Origin of the sequence: Streptomyces sp. NPDC004732, assembly GCF_040609235.1 — a bacterium.
Classification (GTDB): Bacteria; Actinomycetota; Actinomycetes; order Streptomycetales; family Streptomycetaceae; genus Streptomyces.
Genome location: NZ_JBEXJR010000001.1, coordinates 125,381 through 148,658 on the forward strand (window position 1 = coordinate 125,381; position 23,278 = coordinate 148,658).

The window sequence follows — 23,278 nt, forward strand, 5'->3', positions numbered from 1 at the left end:
CCTCCCCATCTCACCCGGTTCGATGCGTGTGCGAAGCACTCCAGACATCGACTTCCGTGCTTAATCCGTGACGCGTGGGACTACGGATTGGTGTGTGATGCACGACACGCTTTGTTACTACTGCGTAGAACGTCCACCTCCCCCTGCTCGAACACGGACCCATCCGCCTCACACGAGGGCTACGGATCAAGGGCACAAGGCGCAGTCGGCGGCAGGCCGCCGAACTCCGGACACAAAGGAGCACACTTGATGCACCGATCAGGATGGGGCAGGACCTTGAGCGGTATGGCTGTGGCAGGCAGCGTCGCGATCCTGGGACTCGCGGGCGCGACAAGCGCATCGGCTGCTGACGCACCGGCCGTGCGGGACGCTGGACGGCCAGCTCAATCCATGTCACTCATGGACCACAGCGTTCCGAGCCAGCAGGGCGGCTACCGAGGCACACAGGGGTTCAATCTGTGTCTGCTCTCCCGGTGTTCCATCGGGTCCGAAGGCCCGAGCTCCGGAGCGATAGGGCTGACCCAAGGAGGCAACCTGTGCCTGCTGTCCTCATGCTCGCTGCGGCCGTGAGGACTTCGCCGAAGGTGGATCGCCCCCGCAACATGAAGACGATTCCCGCACAGGCGCCTGACGCCAAGCCGAGCGCCTGAGCGAGTGCGGCGTCGCTGTCCATATCGCGTCGGCACAAAGCAATAGCCCACACTCGCCCTGCGAGAGGGCAGGGACGCCGCAACTCCTCAGACACGAACTGGTGATGCATCGCCTCAGCTCAATGACAGCGGCCAACGGCCTTTCGACGACATCAGGTCAGCTGGACCACGTGGACGTCAGAAGACGGTTCTGCCTACCTGTGCCAGGTGGTACCGAGTGAGGCACCCCGTCCGCCATGGGGGGGGAATCTCCCTGTTGGGGGGATGGGGTGGGGTGAGAGGGGGCGCGCGCAAGGGCAGGGAAGCCGGGGACGGCCGCTTCCCTGCCGAAGAGTGCGCGGGCGCCGAGCGCGGCCCGTGGGGGCTACTTGAGGTCGCGCTGCTTGGGGACCACGACGCCGAAGCGGTCCTGGATCGTGGCGAGGGCGGACTCGTGCACCTGCCGGGCGGGGATGCCGCGGGGGTTGCCGTTGACCGGGAGCGGGCGGGTCGCCGAGGCGTCGCCGATCACGGTCGGGTTATAGCCGTTGTAGACGGCGCCCTCGGTGGTGGAGAGGGTGCACATGTGGGTCATGAAGCCGGAGATGATGACGTTCTTGCGGCCGGTCTTCTTGAGCTCGGCGGCGAGGTCGGTGTCGTGGAAGCCGTTGGGGACGGCCTTTTCGACGACGGTCTCCCCCTTGGCCGGTTTGAGTGCCGGGATGATCTGGCCGGCCTTCGACTTGAGGTCGTAGCCCTTCTCCACGATGTGGATGACGGGCGTGTGCGCCTTGCGGGCCCGCTCCAGGAGGGTCTTGGTGTTCTTGACCGCCTCGCGCCAGCCGGTGAGCTCCATCGTGCCGCCGGTGTAGACGTTCTGGTAGTCGACGAGGACCAGCGTCGCGTCGGACAGCTTCGCGGGCGTCTCGTCCAGCTTCATCAGCTGGCGCAGCGTCGTGGTGTCCTTGGCGTGGTTCTTCTCGTGGCGCCGGTCGCGGTCGTCGGTGCGCGTGGCGGCCTCGGAGCTTGTGCCGCAGGCGGTCATGGTGGTGGCGAGCACGGCGGCGACCCCCAGGGCGGCGGCCGAACGGAGCAGTGTGGTCTTCATCGGACGATCTCCTTGTGGGTGGGAACCACGACCCCGTACAGGTCGGCGATGGTGGCCAGCGCGCCGTAGTGCACCTGGCGGGCGTCGATGTCGGTGCCCGCGACCGGGAGCGAGCGGGTCGCGGTGGCCTCGGCGACGACGGTGGGGCGGTTGCCGTTGAGGAAGGCGCCCTGCGCGGTGAACGCCACGCACATGTGGGTCATCCAGCCCGCGATGACGACGTCCTGGCCCTCGGTCAGGTGACTGGCCAGGTCGGTGCCCACGAAGGCGTTCGGGACCTGCTTGACGACAACCGGCTCGCCCTCCACGGGGGCGACCTTGGGGTGGATGCTGCCGATCTCGGCGCGGATGTCGTACGGGGTGCCCTCGCCGCCGTCGTTGATGACATGCACGATGCGGGTGCCGGCCTCGCGGGCCCGCGCCAGCAACTGCGCAGCCGCGTCCAGGGACTTCTCCCAGCCGTCGAGTTCCATGACGCCCTGGGTGTAGGTGTTCTGGAAGTCGATCAGGATCAGCGTCGAGCCGGTCAGCTTCGCGGGCTCCTGGTCGAAGCCGTTGAGCTCGCGCAGCGTCGTTCTGGACATGGGTGTACCGCCTTCGGTGATGCGTGGGAGAGGTGCAGTTGGCGGTGGTCCGCCGAGCTGCCTCTCACGCTAGGACCGGGCCGGGACGTCGGCAATGACATGTAATCTGCAGATCCAGACATGCCCGCCGCTCAGCCGACCAGGGAGAGTTCCGTGCCGGACACCGCCGCCCGACGGCTCATCGTCATCGTGCTCTTCGAGGGCGTCGACCTGCTCGACGTCACCGGGCCGCCCGAGGTGTTCTCCCTCGCCCTGCGCGAGACCGACGAGGCGGCGGGCTACCAGGTCGTGCTCGCCGCCGCGAGCATGGACCCGGTCACCACGGGGGCGGGCGTACGCATCCTGCCCGACCTCACCTTCGAGGAGGCCGCACACCGCAGCATCGACACCCTGCTGGTACCCGGCGCCGTGGAAGTGGACGAGGAGCGCCGCGTACACCCGCTCGTCGATCCCCGGCTCGTCGAGTGGGTGCAGGTTCTCGCCGGGCGCTCGCACCGGATCACCTCCGTGTGCGTGGGCGCCCATCTGCTCGCCGCGGCGGGCTTGTTGGACGGCAAGCGGGCGACCACGCACTGGTCGACCGCGCAGCAGTTGGCCGCCGATCACCCGGAGGTTCAGGTCGACGCCGACCCGATCTTCATCCGCGAGGACAACGTGTGGACCGGGGCCGGTATCAGTGCCTGCCTCGACCTCTCCCTGGCGCTGATCGCCGACGATCTCGGCGAGGCGGTCGCGCTGCGGGTGGCCCGCCAGCTGGTGATGTACCTCAAACGCCCCAGCGGGCAGAGCCAGTTCAGCGTCCCGCTGACCCAGGTGTCCACGACGCGCCGCATCGAGGACCTGCGCCACCACATCCTGCGCCACATCGCCGAACCACTGGCCGTCACCGAACTCGCCGAGTACGCGCATGTCAGCGACCGGCACCTGACGCGCCTGTTCAAGACCGAACTGGGCGTCACCCCGCACGCGTACATCGAGTCGGTGCGCGTGGAGAAGGCACGCCACGACCTGGAGTCCTCGGACGCCACGCTCGAACGGATCGCGTCCGACTGCGGTTTCGGCACGGTGGACACGCTGGTACGGGCGTTCCGGCGCCGCCTGAACACGACGCCCGGTGAATACCGGCGCAGGTTCCGGGTGCCGCAGCTGCCTTGACTCCCCTGCCGGTCGCCGGGGCCGCGGTCAGCGGGGCGGGCGGCTCCGGGTCACGCGGCGGACGCCTTGTCGGCGATGACCCGCTCCTCGCCCGCGGGGTGGGTCACGTGGTGCACGAGCGCCGCGATGGCGCCGCCCACCAGGGGGGCCACGATGAACAGCCACAGTTGGGACAGCGCGGCTCCCCCGGCGAACAGGGCGGGGCCCAGGCTCCGGGCGGGGTTGACCGAGGTGCCGGTCAGCGGGATGCCGACCAGGTGGATGACGGCCAGCGCGATGCCGATCGGCAGCCCGTCGAAGCCGGTCACCGCCACCCGGTGCGTCACGCCGAGGACGACGAAGACGAGGAGGAAGGTCAGGACGACTTCCGCGAGGAAGGCGCCGCCCAGGTTGATGCCGACCTCGGAGCGGTCGTCGTAGCCGTTGCTGCCGAACGCCTCGCTCGTCTTCAGGCCCGGCACCTGCTTGGCGAGCAGGAAGAGCAGGGCCGCGCCCGCGATACCGCCGAGGAACTGCGCGATCCAGTAGGTGACGGCGGTGCGGCCGTCGATGCGACGCGCGACGAGCATGCCGAGCGTCACTGCCGGATTGACGTGGCAGCCGGAGATCGGGCCGAGGGTGTACGCGAGGGCCAGCAGCGTGAAGCCGAACGCCAGCGCGATGCCGAGCGTGCCGATGAACTCCGCACCGAGCACCGCCGACCCCACGGCGAAGAAGACAAGGAGCAACGTCCCGAGGAACTCCGATACCACCGCTCTGCTCTGCACAGCGACCACCTCGCAGGCTTGCCGGACCCCCTTGCCATCCTCCGCCCGCCCGCCTCTTCCCACCCGTTCTGCCGGGGTCGAAGCCCGTAACGTACGCCCATTCGAGTGACGGACCGGCTCCACAGCCCCCTGTCGGTGCCGGTGAGGCCTTACAGGCGCCCCGGGGTGCGGACACTCACGCCACCAGCCCTATATTCGTACAAACAATTCACGCGTGGCCCTGCCGCGCTGGACACGGGGTGGGACCACAGTGATCGAACCCGGCGGCACTGGACCCGCCCGGGCCGGGGCCCGTACTGCCCGCAAGGCACGTACGAAGGCGCGGCGGCGCAAGCAGATGGCCGTGATCGCGGCCGTGATCGGGCTGGGCGGGGCGGCCACCACGGGGGTCATCGCTCTGGCGGACTCCTCCGGGGACGGGGGCGGCTCCGGGCGCACCGCGTCCGCTTCTTCCGGCAGTGCGGCGCAGAAGGCGCGTGCGGCCAAGCGGGCGATGAAGGGCGAGGAGAAGTGGGACGGCAAGGTGCGGGTGCTGGGGGACGGCTCCACCTCGTACACCGGGCCGCAGCACGGGCAGCTCAAGCCCAAGAAGCTGAAGCCCGGTGAGAAGCCGCCGCAGTTCGTGGTCTTCTCCTGGGACGGCGCGCTGGAGGGCGATGACCGCCGCTTCTCCCACTTCCGCCAAGTGGCGCGGGAGAGCAAGGCCCACATGACGTTCTTCCTCACCGGGATCTACCTCCTGCCGGAGAGCAGGAAGTCGCTCTACCGTCCGCCGCAGCACAACCCGGGGTCGGCCGCCATCTCGTATCCGACCGTCCCGCACATCCAGACCACGCTGGAGCAGCTGCGCGGTGCCTGGAAGGACGGGCACGAGATCGGTTCGCACTTCAACGGGCACTTCTGCGGCGCCAAGGGCGGCGGTGACTGGAGTGCCGGGGAGTGGAAGAGCGAGATCGAGCAGACGTACGCGTTCATGAAGGAGTGGAAGACCAACACCGGGTTCACCGAGGAGGGGCCCCTGCCCTTCGATCCGGACCGGGAAGTGGTCGGCGGCCGTGCGCCCTGTCTGGAGGGGCAGAAGAGCCTCCTGGCCGCGGCCAAGCCGTTCGGCTGGCGCTACGACGCGAGTTCGTCGGGCGACTTCCAGATATGGCCGTCCAAGGCCGGGGGCCTGTGGAATTTCCCTCTGCAGCTGCTGCCCCTGGAGGGCAAAGAGGTGCAGGTCCTCTCCATGGACTTCAACTTCCTCTACCACCAGTCCGGTGACAGCACCCAGGGCGACCCGGCGAGGTTCCCTGCGTGGCAGGAGCAGGTTTCCACGTCGTACATGAACGGGTTCAACCGCGTCTACAACGGCAGCCGGGCGCCCATGTTCATCGGCAACCACTTCGAGGACTGGAACGGCGGCATCTACATGAACGCCGTCGAGGACGTGATGCGCAAGGTGTGTCCGCGCGAGGGGGTGCGCTGCGTGTCGTTCCGCGAGTTGGCCGACTGGCTCGATGTCCAGGACCCGAAGGTCCTGGACCGGCTGCGCCTGCTCGACCCTGCGCAGGCACCGAAGTGGAAGTCGCTCATCAAGTAGCGGGGCGGCCTGGTCCAAACGAACGGCCCTAGGTGAGCGCCTCGATGTAGTGGGACCACAGATCCACCGCTCGCCGACTGGCGGGTGTGGTGGCAGCGTCGCCGCCAAGACCCTTGAGCGGCAGGGGCACCAGGTCCTTGAGCGACATGCGGTAGACGACCACGGCCGTGGTCTCGTCGTGGGTGCCTCCCACGAACCAGCCCGCCGTGTTCGCGGTGGTCGTCCCGGTCTTGCCCACGGCGTCGGGGTGTGCCGCGCCCGCCGCCTTGGCCGACCCGTCGGTCATGGTGGCCCGCAGGGCGTCCGTGACCGCCTGGGCGGTCTTCTTCGACATCGCCCGGGCGGGTCGCGGTACGGCGAGCGGCACGGCGTCCCCGGCCCGGGTCACCGAGCTCACCGAGTAGGGGTCGGTGTGCATGCCGTGGGCGGCGAAGGTCTGGTAGGCGCCGGCCATCCGGATGGCGCTGGGCGTCGAGTTCTCCCCGAGTGCGAACACGGGGATCCGTTCCCCCAGGCTGGAGGGGAGCAGTCCCGCCCGCAGGGCGTACTTCTCCACCCGGTCCAGGCCTGCGTCGAGGCCGAGTTGGAGCAGGGGTGTGTTCACGGAGTCGGCGACGGCCTGGCGCAAGGTCACCTCGCCCCAGTCGCGGCCGCCTTCGTTGCGGCCCTTGACCACCTTGCCGCTGCGGTCCCAGTAGGGCCCCTCCGGCGTCTTTACGGCAATCTTGTCGTCGCCGTCGTAGACGCTGGCCGGGGAGACGGGAGTGCGGCCCCCCTCCCGGGTGCGCTTGACGCCGTCCTCCAGCGCGGCGGCATAGACGAAGGGGGTGAACGCCGAACCGGCCGGAATGGTCGTCGCGTTGGACTGGTTGAAGCCCTGTTTCAGGAAGTCGCGGCCGCCGTACACGGCGAGCAGCCTGCCGTCCGGGGCCACGCTCGCCGCGCCGATCCTGGCGTGCTGGTCGGTGTCGGGCCGCCGCTCGGCGTCGAAGTCCTTCTCGGCCCGGTGGACGGCGGCGGTCAGGGCCTTGGTGCGCTTGCGGTCGAAGGTCGTGCGGATCTGGTAGCCGCCCAGGTCGTAGTCGGCGGCGGTGATGTGCCCGGATTTCATCGCGTGCCGCTTGGCCAGCTCCACCAGGTAGCCGGTCCGCGCGCCCGGGATGTCGCCCGAGCCCGACTTCGTGGGTTCGGGGAACTTCTTGTAGGTGGCCCGCTCGGCCTGGGTGAGGTGGCCGGTCTCCACCATGCGGTCCAGGATCCAGTTCCAGCGTTCGACGGCCCGCTCGCGGTTCTCCTTGCCGAGGGCCGGGTCGTAGAGTCCGGCGCCTTTGAGGAGAGCGGCCAGGAAGGCGCCTTCGCTGGGGTTGAGGCGCGAGACGTCCTTGCCGTAGTAGGCGTGCGAGGCGCGCTGGATGCCGTACGTGCCCCGCCCGAACCAGCTCGTGTTCAGGTAGTTCTGGAAGATCTTGTCCTTGCTCGTGTGGTTGTCCAGCTTCACGGCGAGCAGGGCTTCGGTGAACTTCCGGGACAGGGTGCGGTCCTGGCTGAGGTAGACGTTCTTCACGTACTGCTGGGTGATGGTCGACCCGCCCTGCGTCTCTCCTCCGGTGAGCGCGGCGGTCGCTGCGCGCAGGGCACCGGTCGGTGAGACGCCGGCATCCGAGTAGAAGCTCGCGTTCTCGGCCGCGAGGACGGCGCCCCGGACTTTCGGCGGCACCTTCTTCAGCGGTATCTCCTGCCTGATGACCCAGCCGGTGCGGGCCATGACACTGCCGTCGGACCAGTAGTACACGTTGTCCTGTTGTGTGGCGAACGAGTTGAGGTCATCCGGTATGTCCGTGGTGGCGTACGCGATCGTGACGAAGCCGGTCAGGCCGAGGGCCAAGTACAGGAAAGCGCCCAGCCACTGGCGCCACGAAGGCAGCCACCGGCGCCAACCGCTGCGGCCCGGCCGGGGATAGGCCGGACGCAGCCGACGCAGTTGTCCGCGCACCCCGGCGAGGGCGCCGGGTATGCCACCCGTGGGCCGCTGCCTGGACTTCCTGCGCCGACCGGTCGACGCGCGGCGCTCCCCCGCTGCCGCCCGCCGTCTCCCGCTGCCCTGCCCCACGGCCATCTTGCGCCCACCCACCCCGTATGCCTCCCCTGTTGCGCTATGGCGCTCACATTAGAGGCAGTTGAAGGCGCGCGGACGGGCCTGCGGGGCCCTGGATGCCTGGTTTGGGAGCCTTCGGGTTCTGCAAAGGAAGGGCAACAACTGTGGAAGTAGTCGCAGTTGTGTCAAGATTTCGTGCCCCGATCGGGGTGATCGGGACACCGGAAGAGGAAACACAGTGACATCCATAGCGATACCGAAGAGATACAGACCCGCCGCCCTCGCCGGTGTGGCCGCGGCCGTGGCGTCCGGCTGCCTGCTCGCGCCGTCCGCGCACGCGGACGCCGGTGGGGTGCCCCGCAAGGCTGACCACCGGACACTCACCGCCTTCGCCCGCATCGCCGATGATGTCCTCTCCCGGCGCACCCAGGCCCTGGTGGAGGACCGCGCGGGGCTCGGCGGCCCGGACGCCGACGCGGCGACGACGCGCATGTCCGGCCGACTGCGGACGGACGAGGACGCCGCGCTGCGGTCGCTGCGCGCCCGCAAGTCGCGCCTTGCCCAGCTCGGCGAGGCCTACACGAAGGCGGACACCCGCGTCGTCGTGGACCGCGCCACGGTCACCGGCAGCACGGCGACCGTCCAGGTCACGGCGTCGACGACGTTCACGTACAAGAAGGTGCGCGGGGACGGGCCGCGGACCACCTCGTCCTCGACGCGGCAGGAGCTGAAGCTCGCCGGTACCAAGGACGGCGGCTGGCGGCTGACCGCGATCACCTCGCGCAACCAGGGCCCTGTCGCGGTCGACGAGCCCTCGGCGGCCCGGACGAACACCGTCGACGACGACGGCAACCAGTACCCGGACGGCACACCGGCCTCGACCAAGTACCCCACCACGCCGATGCCCTCGGGCAAGACGGCCGGTGCCTACGGCTACTCCGCCATGGCGCAGTACGCGGAGAAGTACTGGCGCAGCTACAACCCGGCCTACCGCAAGTTCAACGGAGCAGGCGGCGACTGCACCAACTTCGTCAGCCAGGCGCTGAAGGCGGGCGGCTGGAAGCCCGTCCCCGGCTCCGCCTACGACTACCGGAACTGGTGGTACGAGAGCGCGGGCCAGAGCACCTCCTGGGTCGGGGTGAACGAATGGGCATGGTTCACGCTGTCCAACCGGCGGGCCCCGAACCTGGCGAGCGCCTACCAGATGGACGTCGGCGACGTCCTGCAGGTGGACTTCGACAAGGACGGGTCCAAGGACCACACCATGCTGGTGACGTACCGCGACAGGCAGGGCATGCCGTACCTGACCTACCACGACACCGACACCTACCGCAGGTCGCTCGCGAGCCTGGTCGCGTCCTACCCCGACGCGCGCTACTTCGCTTACCGCACCTGAGAACAGGCCCTCAGGGCGACCGGGTACAGTGCGCGCCTGCAACCCGGTTGCCCGAGGAGGGGACGCATGACCGACACCAGCGAGGCCCGATCCGCGGACGACGCTGCTGACGACGCGGCTGATGCGGCCCGTGCGGCCGAGCAGAGTCGGCTGCGCCGCCTGATGCGCTACCTCCCTCTGGTCGCCCCCGTCCTGCTGTGGGCCGTGCCCTGCTGGGTGCTGCTGCACGCAGGACAGCACTGGCCGCTCCCCGTGGCGCTGGGCGGCACCGCCCTGTGCGTCGTCGGTCTGGTCACCATGCCGGTCGCGATGATGCGCGGCCACGGGCGGCGGCAGCAGGACCGGGCGGCGATCGTCGGAGCCACCCTCCTCGGGACCAGCTGGGTCCTTTTCACCTGGTCCGTCCTGCTCGGCGTCCTGCTGCGGCTCGCCCTGACCGTGGCCGGTGCGGGCGACGGGCGGACCCGGGCCCGGATCGTCACCTGGGCGGTCCTCGGCGCCGCCGCCGCGCTGCTCGCCTGGGGGTACGCCGAGGCCCGCCGGGTGCCACGGGTGCGACGGCTCGACGTGCAACTCCCGCGTCTCGGCGCCGGGTTGGACGGCACCCGCGTCGCCCTCATCACCGACACCCACTACGGCCCGCTCGACCGCGCCCGCTGGTCGGCGCGGGTCTGCGAGACGGTCAACACCCTGGACGCCGACCTGGTCTGCCACACCGGCGACATCGCGGACGGCACGGCCGAACGCCGCCGCGCCCAGGCCGCTCCGCTCGGCACCGTGCGCGCCGCCAGGGCCAAGGTCTACGTCACCGGAAACCACGAGTACTACAGCGAGGCCCAGGGCTGGGTCGACCTGATGGGCGAGCTGGGCTGGGAGCCGCTGCGCAACCGTCATCTGCTGCTCGAACGCGGCGGCGACACCCTCGTGGTCGCCGGTGTGGACGACGTCACCGCCGAGTCCTCCGGCCTGGCCGGTCACAGGGCCCACCTCGCCGGGGCCCTGGACGGCACCGACCCCGACCTGCCCGTCCTGCTCCTGGCCCACCAGCCCAAGTTCATCGACCGGGCCGCGGCCGCCGGAGTCGACCTCCAGCTCTCGGGCCACACGCACGGCGGCCAGATCTGGCCCTTCCACCACCTCGTCGGCATCGACCAGCCCGCTTTGGCGGGCCTCAGCCGCCACGGCGCCCGCACCCTGCTCTACACGAGCCGCGGCACCGGCTTCTGGGGCCCGCCGTTCCGCATCTTCGCCCCCAGCGAGATCACCCTGCTCGTACTCCGGAGCGTCTGAGGCGGTTCCGGGCGCGCGGGCCGGACCGCAGCACAGGGCCCGGACCGCGCGTCGCGGTCCGGGCCCTGTGCCATGCGGTTGCGATGCCGCCCCGCGGCGGCGGTGCGTCAGCTCTGGGCGGTGTCGTCGCCCGTCTGCCCGGGCTCGGCGCTCTCGACTGCCGGAGCGCCGCCCACCTTCTCGCGCATCTTGCGCACCAGCTCCGCCTTCTGGTCGGCGGCACCCTGGCGGTCGAGGTTGCGGTGCGGACCGTTGTTCTGCCGCTCGGCGCGGGACAGCCTCTTGCGCTTGCCGCCGCCCATGCCGACCGGGTTGTTGATGTTCTTGCTCACGGGTTCTCCCGAAGTGATGTGAAGTGAACTACGGATTCATCGGTGGGGGACGGGCGCGGCGACGTCGAAGGACGTCAGCAGGGGCCCGTCACGCTCTCACTCGTAAATCAACGTCTGGAAGAACATGCCCATGACGTTACCCGGTTCCGCCGCCCCCGCCCACCAAGTTCCGCCCTCACGCGTCCCGGATCAGCGGGCACGTCATGCAGTGGCCGCCGCCGCGGCCGCGCCCCAGCTCGGCGCCGACGATCGTGATGACCTCGACGCCTGCCTTGCGCAGCAGGGTGTTGGTCTGGGTGTTGCGGTCGTACGTGAAGACCACGCCCGGCTCCAGGGCGACGGCGTTGTTGCCGCTGTCCCACTGCTGGCGCTCCGACGCGTAGACGTCTCCCCCGGTCTCGATCACCCGCATCGAGGAGAGCCCGAGCGCCTTGGTGACCACGTCGACGAACGTGCGTGACCCCTCGTCGGTGATCGAGACCCCGGCGGGGCCGTCGCCGGGGCGGAGCGTGAACGTGTGTACGTCGTCCATGATCTTCGGGTAGAGGGTGACGATGTCGCGGTCGGCGAAGGTGAACACGGTGTCGAGGTGCATCGCGGCGCGCAGCCTGGGCATGCCCGCGACGACGATCCGGTCGGCCGCGCCCTTGTCGAACAGCGCGGCGGCGACCTGGGTGATGGCCTGGCGGGAGGTGCGTTCGCTCATGCCCATGAGGACGACGCCGTTGCCGACGGGCATGATGTCGCCGCCCTCGAAGGTCGCCTGGCCCCAGTCGAGTTCGGGGTCGCCCCACCAGACGGTGGAGCCGGTGAAGTCGGGGTGGAACTGGTAGACCGCCTTCATCAGCAGCGTCTCGTCGTGCCGGGCGGGCCAGTAAAGCGGGTTCAGGGTCACGCCGCCGTACAGCCAGCACGTGGTGTCGCGGGTGTAGAGGGTGTTCGGCAGCGGTGGCATCAGGTATTCGCCCGCGCCGGTGGACTCGCGGACGAGCGCGACGTAGTCGGAGCGGAACTCGTCCGGCAGATCCGTGGTGGCCAGGCCGCCGATCAGGTATTCGGCGAGCTTCCGCGGCTCCAGCGTCTCCAGGAAGGCGCGGGTGTCGTCCATGAGACCGAACCCGACCTGGTTCGCGGTGATCTTCCGCTCCAGGAGCCAGTCCCTGGCGCCGGGGACGCCCACGGTCTGCGCGAGGAGGTCGTGCAGCTCGACGACCTCGACACCGCGCCGCCTGAGCTTGTCGACGAAGTCGGCGTGGTCGCGCTGGGCGTTCTCGACCCACATCACGTCGTCGAAGAGCAGGTCGGCGGAGTTGGTCGGGGTCAGGCGGCGGTGGGCGAGCCCGGGCGCGCAGACCAGGACCTTGCGGAGCCTGCCGACCTCGGAGTGGACGCCGTAGCCCGGTCCGGTGGTGTCGTTCTCTGTCACGGTGTGCCTTTCCGGAGCGGTCCGGGGGCATAGAGGCCAGGACGCACTGCAGCCACTGCCAGTGCAATTTAACGCTTGCGTGGAAGGTTGTCCTGATATGCACCACCTCGATGCCGGAGCCATCGAACGCCTCGTCCCCATGTCCGCCGCGATCGACGCGCTGGAGAACGTCCTCGCCGCCGGGCTCGACCCCGCGGCGGAGCCGGACCGCGGCGTCATGGACGTGCCCGGCGGTCAGCTGCTGATGATGCCGTCGGCCACGGCGTCGTACGCGGGCGTGAAGGTCGCCACGGTCACGCCGGGCAACGCGGACCGCGGCCTCCCCCGCGTCCAGGGCCTGTACGTCCTCCTGGACGGCGGGACCCACACCCCGCTGGCCCTCCTGGACGGCATCGCGCTGACGTCACTGCGCACCCCGGCCGTGTCCGGGGTGGCCGTCGGCCGGCTGGCGGTCCCGGACGCCGGGCGGCTCGTCGTCTTCGGGACCGGGCCGCAGGCGTGGGGGCACGTGGAGGCGGTGCGGGCGGTGCGTCCGGGGCTGCGCCACGTCGACGTGGTCGCGCGGCACGCGGGCCGGACGGCGGACTTCGTCGCCCGCTGCCGTGCCGCGGGCCTCTCGGCGTCCGCGGCGACGGCGGACGCCGTGGCCCGCGCGGACGTGGTCTGCTGCTGCACCACGGCCCGCGAACCCCTCTTCGACAGCTCCCTGCTGCCCGGCCACGCCACGGTCGCCGCGGTCGGCTCTCACGAGCCGGACGCCCGCGAGGTCGACGCCGCTCTCGTGGGCCGCGCCACGGTGGTGGCGGAGTCCCGCTCGGTGGCGGCGCGGGAGTGCGGCGACCTGGTCCTCGCGGCCGCCGAGGGAGCCTTCGACATGGCGCGGCTGCACACGCTGGACGCCCTGGTCAGGGGCGAGGCGCGGGCCGAGGAAGGGCGGCCCCGGCTGTTCAAGTCGGCGGGGATGGCCTGGGAGGACCTGGCGGTGGCGGCCGCCGCGTACGAACGGTGGGCGGCCGCCGGGTGAGGTGCCTCGGCCGGAGGCTCAGCCGCTCACCGTCACCGGGTGCCGCAGCACCGCGTCGAACAGATACCCCTGGGTGTTGAACACGGTCGTCTCCGGCTGGGTCCGGCCCGTGGAGTCCGTGGCGCGGGAGAGGAGCTCGGCAGGGCCTGCCTTGCCGGGCTTCCACGGGGCCGACCAGCGGCTCCAGGAGCCTCGCCGCCCGGGGTCGTGCAGCCGCGCCCTCTGCCAGGACGCACCGCCGTCCGTGCTCACCTCGACCCGGGTGATCGCTCCGTCGGCCGACCAGGCGCGGCCCGTGAGCCGGTGCCGGGTGTGCGCGGACAGGGTCGCGTTCAGCGGGAGCTCGAAGGCCGACTTCAGGGTCTGCCGGGTCAGCGGGGCGCTGCCCTCGGGCGGATAGGCCTCTCCGTAGAGACGGTAGAAGTCCGTGTTCCAGGGCGAGTAGAGCGGCGTGGTGGAGACCTCGATGTCGCCCAGCCACTTGATCGAGGAGATGCCCACCCAGGAGGGGGCGAGGAGGCGCACCGGATACCCGTGGTCGGGCGGCAGCGGCTCGCCGTTCATCTCATACGCGAGGATGACGTCGTCCAGCGCCTTGGAGATCGGCATGGGGCGGCGCACCCGGCCGTAGTTCGTGCCGTTCGACGTGACGTACTCGTCGTCGAGGCCGCGCGGCATGATGTCGACCGTCCGGCCGGAGAGGCCTGCCTTGCGCAGGACGTCGGAGAGGCGTGCCCCGCGCCAGTGGGCCATGCCGATCGCGCCCGTGGTCCACGGGGTGCCCAAGGGTGCCTGGCCCTGCTGCGTCTTGAAGAAGTTCCGTGCATTGCCCGCGCACTCGACGAACGCGGTGCGGGTCACCGGCTTGAAGCGCCTGAGGTCCGCGAGGGTGAACTCCCGCGCGCCGCCCGTCAGCCCGTCGCCCCAGATGTTCAGCTTCCAGGCCGCCGCGTCGATGAGGGGGGTCTTCGTGTGGTTGCGGACGAAGAAGCGGGAGACCGGGGTGGTGAAGCCGGTGTCCGCGAACGCTTCGAAGCGGGCCTCCGCGTTCGTGCCGTGCACGATGAACCACTCCGGCGGCAGGGACTTGACGATGCCCCCTTCCGCCGCGGCCGCCGGGGCCGTCGAAAAGCCTGCCGGTACCGCGGAGACCAGGCCCGCGGCGGCGACCAGCTTCAGCATGTCGCGGCGCCCCACCCCGCCGGCGCGGGCCCGTCCGGCTAACCACTGGTTCAATCTGCGTCTGTCGTACGACGCCTCTGATTCCGGAAGTCTGCTCATGGCCTCACGGTAGGAGGCCCGGCGGCGGCACACCGGGTGATCGCCGCCATCTTCACAATCGGCCGGTCGATTTCACGGCGTCGTCGTCGACACGACGTAAATCATCGGATGCTGCGCGTTCGAGCGGTCCACGACCACGTCCAGCGTCGGCGCCGGGTCCTTGTGCTCGTGGGTGAGGCCGTACCAGGGGCCGGGGCCCGTGAACTCCCAGCCGACGACCTTCTGGTCGCGCTTGCTGATCGTGATGTCGTCCGCCTTCAGGGCGCTCTCGGTGGTGCCGATCTGCTTGAGGAACTTCTTCAGGCCCGCGTTGCTGGTGAGGAACTGGACGTAGAGGCGGCTGGTGCGCCAGTTGTTCGTCTCGTAGTAGGCGACCTCCTCCGAGTACGGCTGGACCGGCACGTCGTACAGACGGCGCTGCACCTTGGAGGGCCAGCCCTCGGTGAGGCCCGTCGCCGAGTACTTGTCCTCCTTGTCGCGGCCGCTGTTGCGGCTCTGGTTCGCGGAGATCACCAGATATCCGGCGGGCACGCCGATGAGCAGCACGATGATGATCGCCGTCAGCCACCGGCGGCGGAGCATGTGGCTGCGGTCCTCGGTCTTGCGGGCCTTGCCCCCCTCCCGCTCCGACGGCTCGGGGGCACCGGGCTGGTCCGGGGACGAGGGCTGGCGTGGCACGGTCATCTACTGGGTTCCCTGGGATGTGCGGTCGTTGGTGCGGCGCGCCTCTGCGTAGCGCTCATAGCGTTCGTAGCGCTCCACGCGGCGCCGGTTGGCGCGGCGGAAGCGGCGGGCGACGAGGCGGGACAGGTCGGCGGCGCCCACCATGCCCGCCTCGGGGCCGAGCTGGGCACGGGCGATGCGGGCCTCGGGGCGGTAGCCGCGGCCGGTCAGGTGACGGCGGAAGGCGTCGCGGGCCGGGCCGATCAGGAGGTCGTCGGCGGCGCTGACGCCGCCGCCGATCACGAAGCAGGAGGGGTCGAGGGCGGCGGCGAGGTTCGCGATGCCGACGCCGAGCCACTGGCCGATGTCCTGGAGGAGCTCGACGCACATGGCGTCGCCCTCGCGGGCCAGCTCGGTGATGAGCGGTCCCGTGATGTCGGGGACGTTGCCCTTCACGCGCTCGATGATGCCGTACGCGACCGGGGAGTCGGCGGCGGCGAGCTCACGGGCCTCCCTGACCAGCGCGTTCCCCGAGCTGTACTGCTCCCAGCAGCCGCGGTTGCCGCACGGGCAGCGGTGGCCGCCGGGGACGACCTGCATATGGCCGAACTCTCCGGCCACACCGAACTTGCCGCGCTTGACCTGGCCGTCCTCCAGGATCGCGCCGCCGATGCCGGTGCCGAGGGTGATCATGACCAGGTGGTCCTCGCCGCGGCCCGCACCGAAGCGCCACTCCGCCCAGGCGGCGGTGTTCGCGTCGTTGTCGACCATGACGGGGACGGCCAGGCGGCCCGAGATGCGGTCCCGCAGGGGTTCGTTCCGCCAGGACAGGTGCGGGGCGAAGAGCACGCGGTTGCGGTCCGCGTCGACCCAGCCCGCGGCGCCGATGCCGACGGCGTGCACGTCGTGCCGGTCGGAGAGGTCGAGGACCAGCTCGACGATGGTGTCCTCGACGACCTTGGGACTCTTGGACTTGTCCGGGGTCTCCGTGCGGAGGGTCTCCAGGATGTTCCCGTCGGGGTCGACGACGCCCGCCATCACCTTGGTGCCGCCGATGTCGATGCCGACGGTGTTGACGCGGGGCGCCGTGAGGTGCGATCGGCGTTCGCGGGTGCCCACGGTCCGCAGAACGGTGGCTCGTGCGGAGCCGCGGTGCGCGAGGTCGCGGTAGGTGCTCATTGCGGCGATTCTGCCTCACGGTAGCGGGACGGCGCACAACGGGACCCCGGCCGGGGGCGCATATCCGGGTGCCTCCGGCCCCGGGGTCCTTAGGGGCGCGGGGAACTGCGCGCTCAGCCCACGAAGAGCCGCAGCCGCGACTGCCGGGCGACCCCGCGGACGCGTCTGCGGCTTCTGCGTGGCTGGTCGCGCAGTTCCCCGCGCCCCTAGAGGCGGGCCCCCAGCCGTCAGGCTGGGCCTCGGCCCTCCAGTTCGTGACGGAGGTCGTCGAGTTCGCTGCCGCCCGCCATCTGGCGGGTCAGTTCGTCGAGGGTGATGTCGTCGCGGGTGTAGCTGCCGGACATCGTGCCGCGCTTCAGGAGGACGAACCGGTCGCCGACCAGGTACGCGTGGTGCGGGTTGTGGGTGATCAGGACCACGCCGAGGCCCGCGTCCCGCGCCGCCGCCACGTACTTCAGGACGACACCGGACTGCTTGACGCCGAGCGCGGCGGTCGGCTCGTCCAGAACGAGGACCTTCGCGCCGAAGTGGACGGCGCGGGCGATGGCCACGCACTGGCGCTCGCCGCCCGAGAGCGTGCCGATGGGCTGGTCCACGTCGCGCAGGTCGATGCCCATGCGGAGCAGCTCCGCGTGGGTCGTCTCGCGCATGAGGTCGACGTCCATGCGGCGGAAGGGGCCCACGCCCTTCGTCGGCTCGGAGCCGAGGAAGAAGTTGCGCCAGACCGGCATCAGGGGGACCACGGCGAGGTCCTGGTAGACCGTGGCGATGCCCCGGTCCAGCGCGTCGCGCGGGTTGGCGAGCCGCGCCTCCTCGCCCTCGATCGTGAAGCGTCCCGCGTCGTTCTTGTGCAGCCCCGCGATGATCTTGATCAGGGTCGACTTGCCCGCGCCGTTGTCGCCGAGCACGCAGGAGATTTCCCCCGCGTGCACTTCGAGGGAGACGCCTTCGAGGGCGCGGATGTTGCCGTAGTACTTGCTGACGTCGTCGAGCTCGACGAGCGGCGTGCGCCCGCCCTCGTCCGCGGGGACCGCGTCGGTCTTCGTCATGTCCGTGGTCACTTCGTCGCCTCCGCCCGCTTGCGGACCCAGTGGTTGAGCAGGGTGGCGAGCAGCAGCATCACGCCGAGGAAGAACTTGAACCAGTCCGAGTTCCACTCGGCGAACACGATGCCCTTGCTGACCATGCCGAAGATCAGCGCGCCGACGGCCGCACCGACCGCGGAGCCGTAGCCGCCGGTGATGAGGCAGCCGCCGATGACGGCCGCGACGATGTAGATCAGTTCGTTGCCGACGCCCTCGCCGGACTGCACGGTGTCGTACGAGAACAGCAGGTGCTGGCCGGAGATCCAGGCGCCGAACGCGACGCCCATGTAGAGGCCGATCTTGGTCTTGGCGACCGGGACGCCGACCGCGCGGGCCGCGTCCTCGCCGCCGCCGACCGCGAAGATCCAGTTACCGACGCGGGTGCGCAGCAGGATCCAGGTGGCGACCACGATCAGGGCGAGCCACCACAGGATCGTGACCTTGAAGTCGACGCCGCCGATCGGGATCGTCGAGGCGAAGACGTCCTTCGCGGACGAGAAGCCCTCCATGTCGGAGATCGACTTGGTGGAGACCGTGCCGCTGATCATCTTGGTGAAGCCGAGGTTCATGCCGGTCAGCATCAGGAACGTACCGAGCGTGATGATGAAGCTCGGCGGGTCCGTGCGGGTCAGCATGACGCCGTTGAAGACGCCGATGGCGAGGGTGACGAGCAGCGAGACGCCGACGCCGACCCAGACGTTCGCCGTCATCTGGTAGCTGAACATCGACGAGACCAGGGCGGAGGTCGTCACGAGGACGCCCGCCGACAGGTCGAACTCGCCACCGATCATCAGCAGGGCCACCGGCACCGCCATGATGCCGAGGGTCGAGGCGGCGTACAGGACCGTCGCGAGGCTGTTGGCCTGCAGGAAACTGTCCGCGACGAACGAGAAGAAGATGAACACGGCGATGGCGCCGACGACCGAGCCGAGCTCGGGCCTGCCCATCAGCTTCTTCAGCGGCGAGGTCCTGACGAGCCGCTCGTCGGTCTTGGCGCCCGGTGCCGGCGCCGGTGCTGTCGCGGTCATCGGGTTCCTCGCTTCGCGTATTCCTCCAGCTCGGCGGCCTGGTCCTTGGTGATGATCTGCGGTCCCGTCAGGACGGGGCGGCCGCCGCCGAGGACGTCGGCGTTGTACTTGTACAGCCAGAGCAGGTCGATGGCCTCGTAGCCCTGGAGGTAGGGCTGCTGGTCGACGGCGAAGCCGAGGTCGCCGGACTTCAGCCCGGCCGCGACCTTCTCGTTCAGGTCGAAGGTGTCGACCTCGGCCTTGCTGCCCGCGCTGTCCGCGGCCTTCACCGCGGTGTCCGCGAAGGGCGCGCCCAGCGTGACGACGGCGTCGATCGACTTGTCGGTCTGCAGCCGGGCCTCGATGGAGGACTGCACGTCGGGCATGTTGGTGCCGGTCACGTACAGGTTCTGGATCTTGCCGTCGAAGGTCTTCTTGGCGCCTTCGCAGCGCTGCTCGTGGCCGACGTTGCCCTGCTCGTGCAGGATGCAGAGCGCCTTCTTCTTGCCGCGCTTGTTGAGCTCCTCGCCGACGGCCTCGCCCGCGATCGTCTCGTCCTGACCGATGTGGGTGAGCGCGCCGAACTCCTTGGACTCGGCCGATCCCGAGTTCACGGTGATCACCGGAATCCCGGCCTTCTCGGCGCGGGCCAGCGCGCCCTTCATCGCGTCCGGCTTGGCCAGCGTGACGATGATCCCGTCGACCTTCTTGTCGATGTAGGAGTCCACGAGCTGGGCCTGCTGCTGGGCCTCGTCGTCATGCGCGTACAAGAAGTTGATGTTGTCCTTGCGGGCGGCCTCCTTGGCACCGCTCTGGACGATGTCCCAGAAGGTGTCGCCATCGCCCGAGTGAGTCACCATGCCGAAGGTCCAGCGCGGTGTGCTCACCGCGGCCTTCCCCTGGGCGGTCGCCGCCTTGCGGGCGTCCTCCGCGCGTTTGCCGCCGGTGCTGCTGCATCCGGTGAGCCCCGCGGTCACCCCGAGCACCGCCACCAGCACGGCGCCCACCGTACGTACCCCTGTCTTCACCCTTGCCACGACGCCGTGCCCTTCTTGCTCTGCTGCTCTGTGCGGCCGGTCCGGATCCCCGGCCCCAGCCGCCCAAGTATCGACCACGCGGATCACGCGTGTGTTCATCGGGTACCGCGAGCGGTGTACTTCTCCAGCTTCGGCACGTCCTTCCCGGTGACGATGGCGGGTCCGGTGAGGACGGGCTTGCCGCCTCCCAGCACGTTGGCGTTGGTCTTGTAGAGCCACAGCTCGTCGACGGAGAGGTAACCCTGCAGGTAGGGCTGCTGGTCGACGGCGAAGCCGACCTCCTTGGCCTTGAGCCTCTTCACGACCTCGGCGTTCAGGTCGAAGGTGTCGACCTCGGCCTTGCTGTCCGTATCCTCCTTGGCCTGCACCGAGTACGCGGCGATGGGCGCGCCGAGGGTGACCACCGCGTCGATGTCCTTGGTGGCCTGGAGCTTGGCGCTGATGGAGGACTGGGAGGCGGGCGCGTTGGTCCCCTCGACGTTCAGGTTCTCGACCGACCCGCCGAAGCTCTTCTTGACCCCTGCGCAGCGCTGTTCCAGCGAGACGTTGCCCTGCTCGTGGATGACGCAGAGCACCTTCTTCTTGCCGCGCTTGTCGAGCTCGTCGCCGACGGCCTCGCCCGCCACGGACTCGTCCTGCCCGATGTGGCTGAGCGCGCCGAACTTCGCGGAGTACTCGCCGCCCGAGTTGATCGTGACGACCGGTATCCCTGCGGCCTGCGCCTTGCCGAGCACGGACCGCATCGCCTCGGGCTTGGCCAGGGTGACGACGATCCCGTCGACCTTCTTGTCGACGAAGGACTGGACGAGCTCGGCCTGGCCCTTGGCCTCCTTGTCGTTGGCGTAGAGGAACTGGACGTTGTCCTTGCGGGCGGCCTGTTTGGCGCCGCTGCGGACGATGTCCCAGAAGGTGTCGCCCTCGCCCGAGTGCGTGACCATCGCGATCTTGAGGCGGGGCGTGTGCACGCCCGTGCCGCCACCGCCGCCGTCCCCGGACTTGTCCTCGTCGTCCTTGCCGCCGGAGCCGCTGCAGCCGGCCGCGAGTGCGATCACCGCCAGACAGGCGAAGACTCCGTTGGCCGTACGGGATGTGCGCATGGTGGACCACCCCTCGTCTCCCGGCCGCCTCGGTGCGGCTGGAGGAGTTCTAGCGGGGGGCGCGCGGCACCGTCAATAAGTTTGTCAGAACATTCTGACTACGGTCGTACGAGGAGCTGGAACTCGAAGGAGTAGCGCGAGGCGCGGTAGACGTGTGAGCCGAACTCGACGGCCCGTCCCGTGTCGTCGAAGGTGGTGCGCCGCATCGTGAGCAGCGGGGCGCCGACCGGCTCGGCGAGCAGCTCCGCCTCCTCCGCGGTGGCGGCGCGGGCGCCGACGGACTGGCGCGCGCTGTGCAGGGTGAGGCCCGCCGCGCGCATCAGGCGGTAGAGCCCGGTGGCCTCCAGGCGTGCGGAGTCGAGGTCGAGGAGGCCGGTGGGGAGGTGGTTGCGCAGGTGGGCCATGGGCTCGCCGTGCGCGAGCCGGAGCCGCTCGACGAGGTGCACCTCGTCGCCCTCGGCGACCCCGAGCGCCGCGGCGACCTCGGCGGTCGCGGGCTCCAGGGTGGTGCGCAGGACGCGGGTCTCGGGGCGCTGGCCCGCGGCCTCCAGGTCGTCGTAGAGGCTGCTGAGCTCCAGGGGGCGCTTGACCTGGCTGTGCACGACCTGGGTGCCGACGCCGCGGCGCCGCACGAGCAGGCCCTTGTCGACGAGGGACTGGATGGCCTGGCGGACCGTGGGCCTGGACAGGCCGAGCCGCCCCGCGAGCTCGATCTCGTTGCCGAGGAGGCTGCCCGGGGTCAGGGCGCCGCGCTCGATCGCCGCTTCGAGCTGCTGGGCCAGCTGAAAGTAGAGCGGGACGGGGCTGCTGCGGTCGACGCCGAGCCGGAGGTCCACCGTGGGGTCCTGGACCGGCTTGTCCTGAGCTGCTTTGGCGACTGGTTTGGACACGTGGCGAGCGTAGTCCCAGGAGATGATGACGGGAAGTTCTTAAGTTCTGTTGTCCGGACAAAGGATTGACAGGGCGGTCCGGCGTCGCGAGGGTGGGTCCATGCGCATCGGACTGATCGGAACGGGCCGTATCGGCACTTTTCACTCGGCAGCCCTCAGCCACCATCCCGACGTGACGTCCCTGGTGATCGCCGACGCCGACACCGCGCGGGCGACCGCCCTCGCGGCGCGGACCGGGGCGACGGCGGTTGCCTCGGTGGACGAGGTCTTCGCCGCGGGGGCGGACGCGGTGGTGATCACGGCGGCGACCTCGGCGCACGCCGAGCTCATCGGCAGGGCGGCGCGGGCGGGACTCCCGGTGTTCTGCGAGAAACCCATCGCCCTGGACCTGCCGGGCACGCTGGCCGCCCTCGCCGAGGTCGAGGCCGCGGGGACGGTGCTGCAGCTCGGCTTCCAGCGGCGCTTCGACGCGGGGTACGCGGCGGCGCGCGAGGCGGTGCGCGCGGGCAGGCTCGGGCGGCTGCACACCGTGCGGGCGATCACCTCCGACCCGGCGCCGCCCCCGGCCGCGTACCTGCCGCTCTCCGGTGGTCTCTACCGCGACTGCCTGGTCCACGACTTCGACATTCTGCGGTGGGTGACGGGGCGCGAGGTCACGGAGGTGTACGCGACCGGCTCCGACGCGGGACCCGCGATGTTCCGCGACGCGGGCGACGTCGACACGGCGGCCGCGGTGCTCACCCTCGACGACGGCACGCTCGCCACGGCCACCGCGACGCGCTGCAACGGCGCGGGGTACGACGTCCGCATGGAACTGGCCGGGGAGCTGGACCAGTTGGTGGTCGGCATGGACGAACGCACGCCGCTCACCTCCGTGGAACCGGCGGGCCCGCCCGCGCCGGTCAAGCCCTGGCCCGGTTTCCTGGAGCGCTTCGCCCCCGCGTACGAGGCGGAGCTCGCCGCCTTCGTCGAGGTCGTCCAGGGGACGCGGGCGAACCCCTGCGACGGCCGCGAGGCGCTGCACGCGCTGCGGATCGCGGAGGCGTGCGAGCGGTCGCGGCGGGAGCGGCGGCCGGTGCGGATGACGGAGATCTCCGAGGAGACCGCCTCGCCGTGACACTCAGGCGGTCGACAGCACCGTGCCCTGCGCAATCGCGCACAGCGTCTCGGTGCCCTCCTCACCGACCGCGGACAGCTCGCACCGGACCACCGCCTGACGGCGGCCCGAGTGGACGACGGCGGCGCGCGCCACGAGGGCCACGCCGGTCGCCGGACGTACGTACTGGATGGAGAAGCCGGAGGTCAGCACGGCGGGGCCGAGCGTCGTGCCCGCGGCGAACGTGATGCTGTTGTCCGCCGCGTAGGCGAGAACCCCGCCGTGCAGGAAGCCGTTCTGCTGGTGGAGCTCCGCACGGATGCCGATCTCCAGCGTGGCCGCGCCTTCGCCGAACCGCGTCACGCGGGCCCGCACGAGACGGCTGAACGGCTGGGCCTCCAGGACCTTCTGGGCCATGGCGAGATCCAGGGGGTCGGGCAGGTCCTGCGGCGGCTGGTCGACGGGCTGGTGATCGATGGGCGGCTGATCGGTGGGCTGGTGATCGGTGGGCTGCGCGGGCAGTGGCTCGGTCCAGGGCTCGGTCATGCCCGA

General features: G+C 70.3%; 21 protein-coding genes. 6 read left to right on the forward strand and 15 right to left on the reverse strand.

From position 1 onward, the window contains the following. Positions 1–1,014: 1,014 nt before the first annotated feature. Positions 1,015–1,737: an isochorismatase family protein gene (locus ABZV77_RS00500; RefSeq protein ID WP_356248752.1), complete on the reverse strand. Its 723-nt coding sequence runs from the start codon at positions 1,735–1,737 to the stop codon at positions 1,015–1,017. After that, positions 1,734–2,321 (reverse strand): isochorismatase family protein, encoded by a 588-nt coding sequence (locus tag ABZV77_RS00505; protein ID WP_356248754.1) that lies wholly within the window; start codon positions 2,319–2,321, stop codon positions 1,734–1,736. The genes ABZV77_RS00500 and ABZV77_RS00505 overlap by 4 nt, the downstream gene beginning before the upstream one ends. A 153-nt stretch (positions 2,322–2,474) precedes the next feature. Here ABZV77_RS00505 and ABZV77_RS00510 point away from each other — a divergent pair, with 153 nt between their 5' ends. Beyond that, on the forward strand, positions 2,475–3,476 hold the full coding sequence (locus ABZV77_RS00510; protein WP_356248756.1) for a helix-turn-helix domain-containing protein: 1,002 nt from the start codon (positions 2,475–2,477) through the stop codon (positions 3,474–3,476). A gap of 50 nt (positions 3,477–3,526) precedes the next feature. Here ABZV77_RS00510 and ABZV77_RS00515 read toward each other — a convergent pair whose 3' ends face one another. Next, entirely contained in the window at positions 3,527–4,243 is a 717-nt protein-coding gene (locus ABZV77_RS00515; protein ID WP_356248758.1) for an MIP family channel protein, read from the reverse strand. Positions 4,244–4,493: 250 nt separating this feature from the next. Between ABZV77_RS00515 and ABZV77_RS00520 the strand changes: the two genes are divergently transcribed. Continuing rightward, on the forward strand, positions 4,494–5,828 hold the full coding sequence (locus tag ABZV77_RS00520) for a hypothetical protein (RefSeq protein WP_356248760.1): 1,335 nt from the start codon (positions 4,494–4,496) through the stop codon (positions 5,826–5,828). A gap of 28 nt (positions 5,829–5,856) precedes the next feature. Here ABZV77_RS00520 and ABZV77_RS00525 read toward each other — a convergent pair whose 3' ends face one another. Then, positions 5,857–7,959, reverse strand: a complete 2,103-nt coding sequence (locus ABZV77_RS00525) for a transglycosylase domain-containing protein (protein ID WP_356248762.1) — start codon at positions 7,957–7,959, stop codon at positions 5,857–5,859. Between the two features lie 202 nt (positions 7,960–8,161). Between ABZV77_RS00525 and ABZV77_RS00530 the strand changes: the two genes are divergently transcribed. Both ABZV77_RS00530 and ABZV77_RS00535 read left to right on the forward strand, forming a co-directional pair. Then, positions 8,162–9,319 (forward strand): amidase domain-containing protein, encoded by a 1,158-nt coding sequence (locus tag ABZV77_RS00530; protein ID WP_356248764.1) that lies wholly within the window; start codon positions 8,162–8,164, stop codon positions 9,317–9,319. A gap of 66 nt (positions 9,320–9,385) precedes the next feature. Further along, complete coding sequence (locus ABZV77_RS00535; RefSeq protein WP_356248766.1) at positions 9,386–10,609, forward strand: metallophosphoesterase; 1,224 nt, start codon at positions 9,386–9,388, stop codon at positions 10,607–10,609. Between the two features lie 107 nt (positions 10,610–10,716). Here the strand turns inward: ABZV77_RS00535 and ABZV77_RS00540 are convergent, their stop codons facing one another. Further along, complete coding sequence (locus tag ABZV77_RS00540; RefSeq protein ID WP_356248768.1) at positions 10,717–10,941, reverse strand: DUF6243 family protein; 225 nt, start codon at positions 10,939–10,941, stop codon at positions 10,717–10,719. Between the two features lie 175 nt (positions 10,942–11,116). Further along, positions 11,117–12,367 carry an arginine deiminase gene (locus ABZV77_RS00545; RefSeq protein ID WP_356248769.1) on the reverse strand — a complete coding sequence of 417 codons (1,251 nt, stop codon included), beginning with the start codon at positions 12,365–12,367 and terminating at the stop codon, positions 11,117–11,119. Positions 12,368–12,464: 97 nt separating this feature from the next. On the opposite strand from ABZV77_RS00545, the gene ABZV77_RS00550 reads away from it, so the two are divergent. Then, positions 12,465–13,391, forward strand: a complete 927-nt coding sequence (locus ABZV77_RS00550) for an ornithine cyclodeaminase family protein (RefSeq protein ID WP_356248771.1) — start codon at positions 12,465–12,467, stop codon at positions 13,389–13,391. Between the two features lie 18 nt (positions 13,392–13,409). Here ABZV77_RS00550 and ABZV77_RS00555 read toward each other — a convergent pair whose 3' ends face one another. The 8 genes from ABZV77_RS00555 to ABZV77_RS00590 all read right to left on the reverse strand — a co-directional run bounded on the left by ABZV77_RS00555 (position 13,410) and on the right by ABZV77_RS00590 (position 21,576). Next, entirely contained in the window at positions 13,410–14,672 is a 1,263-nt protein-coding gene (locus ABZV77_RS00555; protein WP_356248773.1) for a sulfite oxidase, read from the reverse strand. Positions 14,673–14,744: 72 nt separating this feature from the next. Then, positions 14,745–15,356, reverse strand: coding sequence for a sugar kinase (locus ABZV77_RS00560; RefSeq protein ID WP_356248775.1), 612 nt, complete (start codon positions 15,354–15,356; stop codon positions 14,745–14,747). Next, complete coding sequence (locus ABZV77_RS00565) at positions 15,357–16,514, reverse strand: ROK family glucokinase (protein ID WP_356248777.1); 1,158 nt, start codon at positions 16,512–16,514, stop codon at positions 15,357–15,359. Positions 16,515–16,741: 227 nt separating this feature from the next. Then, positions 16,742–17,563, reverse strand: coding sequence for an ATP-binding cassette domain-containing protein (locus ABZV77_RS00570; protein ID WP_356248779.1), 822 nt, complete (start codon positions 17,561–17,563; stop codon positions 16,742–16,744). 8 nt (positions 17,564–17,571) lie between these two features. After that, entirely contained in the window at positions 17,572–18,627 is a 1,056-nt protein-coding gene (locus ABZV77_RS00575) for an ABC transporter permease (protein ID WP_356248781.1), read from the reverse strand. Continuing rightward, on the reverse strand, positions 18,624–19,643 hold the full coding sequence (locus ABZV77_RS00580) for a sugar ABC transporter substrate-binding protein (RefSeq protein ID WP_356248783.1): 1,020 nt from the start codon (positions 19,641–19,643) through the stop codon (positions 18,624–18,626). The genes ABZV77_RS00575 and ABZV77_RS00580 overlap by 4 nt, the downstream gene beginning before the upstream one ends. Before the next feature lie 95 nt (positions 19,644–19,738). Further along, positions 19,739–20,740, reverse strand: a complete 1,002-nt coding sequence (locus ABZV77_RS00585) for a sugar ABC transporter substrate-binding protein (RefSeq protein WP_356248785.1) — start codon at positions 20,738–20,740, stop codon at positions 19,739–19,741. A gap of 98 nt (positions 20,741–20,838) precedes the next feature. Beyond that, positions 20,839–21,576, reverse strand: a complete 738-nt coding sequence (locus tag ABZV77_RS00590) for a GntR family transcriptional regulator (RefSeq protein WP_356250097.1) — start codon at positions 21,574–21,576, stop codon at positions 20,839–20,841. A 154-nt stretch (positions 21,577–21,730) separates the two neighbouring features. On the opposite strand from ABZV77_RS00590, the gene ABZV77_RS00595 reads away from it, so the two are divergent. Next, a complete protein-coding gene (locus ABZV77_RS00595) occupies positions 21,731–22,747 on the forward strand; it encodes a Gfo/Idh/MocA family oxidoreductase (protein ID WP_356248787.1) in 1,017 nt (338 codons plus the stop codon). Positions 22,748–22,750: 3 nt separating this feature from the next. Here ABZV77_RS00595 and ABZV77_RS00600 read toward each other — a convergent pair whose 3' ends face one another. Beyond that, a complete protein-coding gene (locus ABZV77_RS00600) occupies positions 22,751–23,143 on the reverse strand; it encodes a PaaI family thioesterase (RefSeq protein WP_356250099.1) in 393 nt (130 codons plus the stop codon). Positions 23,144–23,278: the final 135 nt, after the last annotated feature.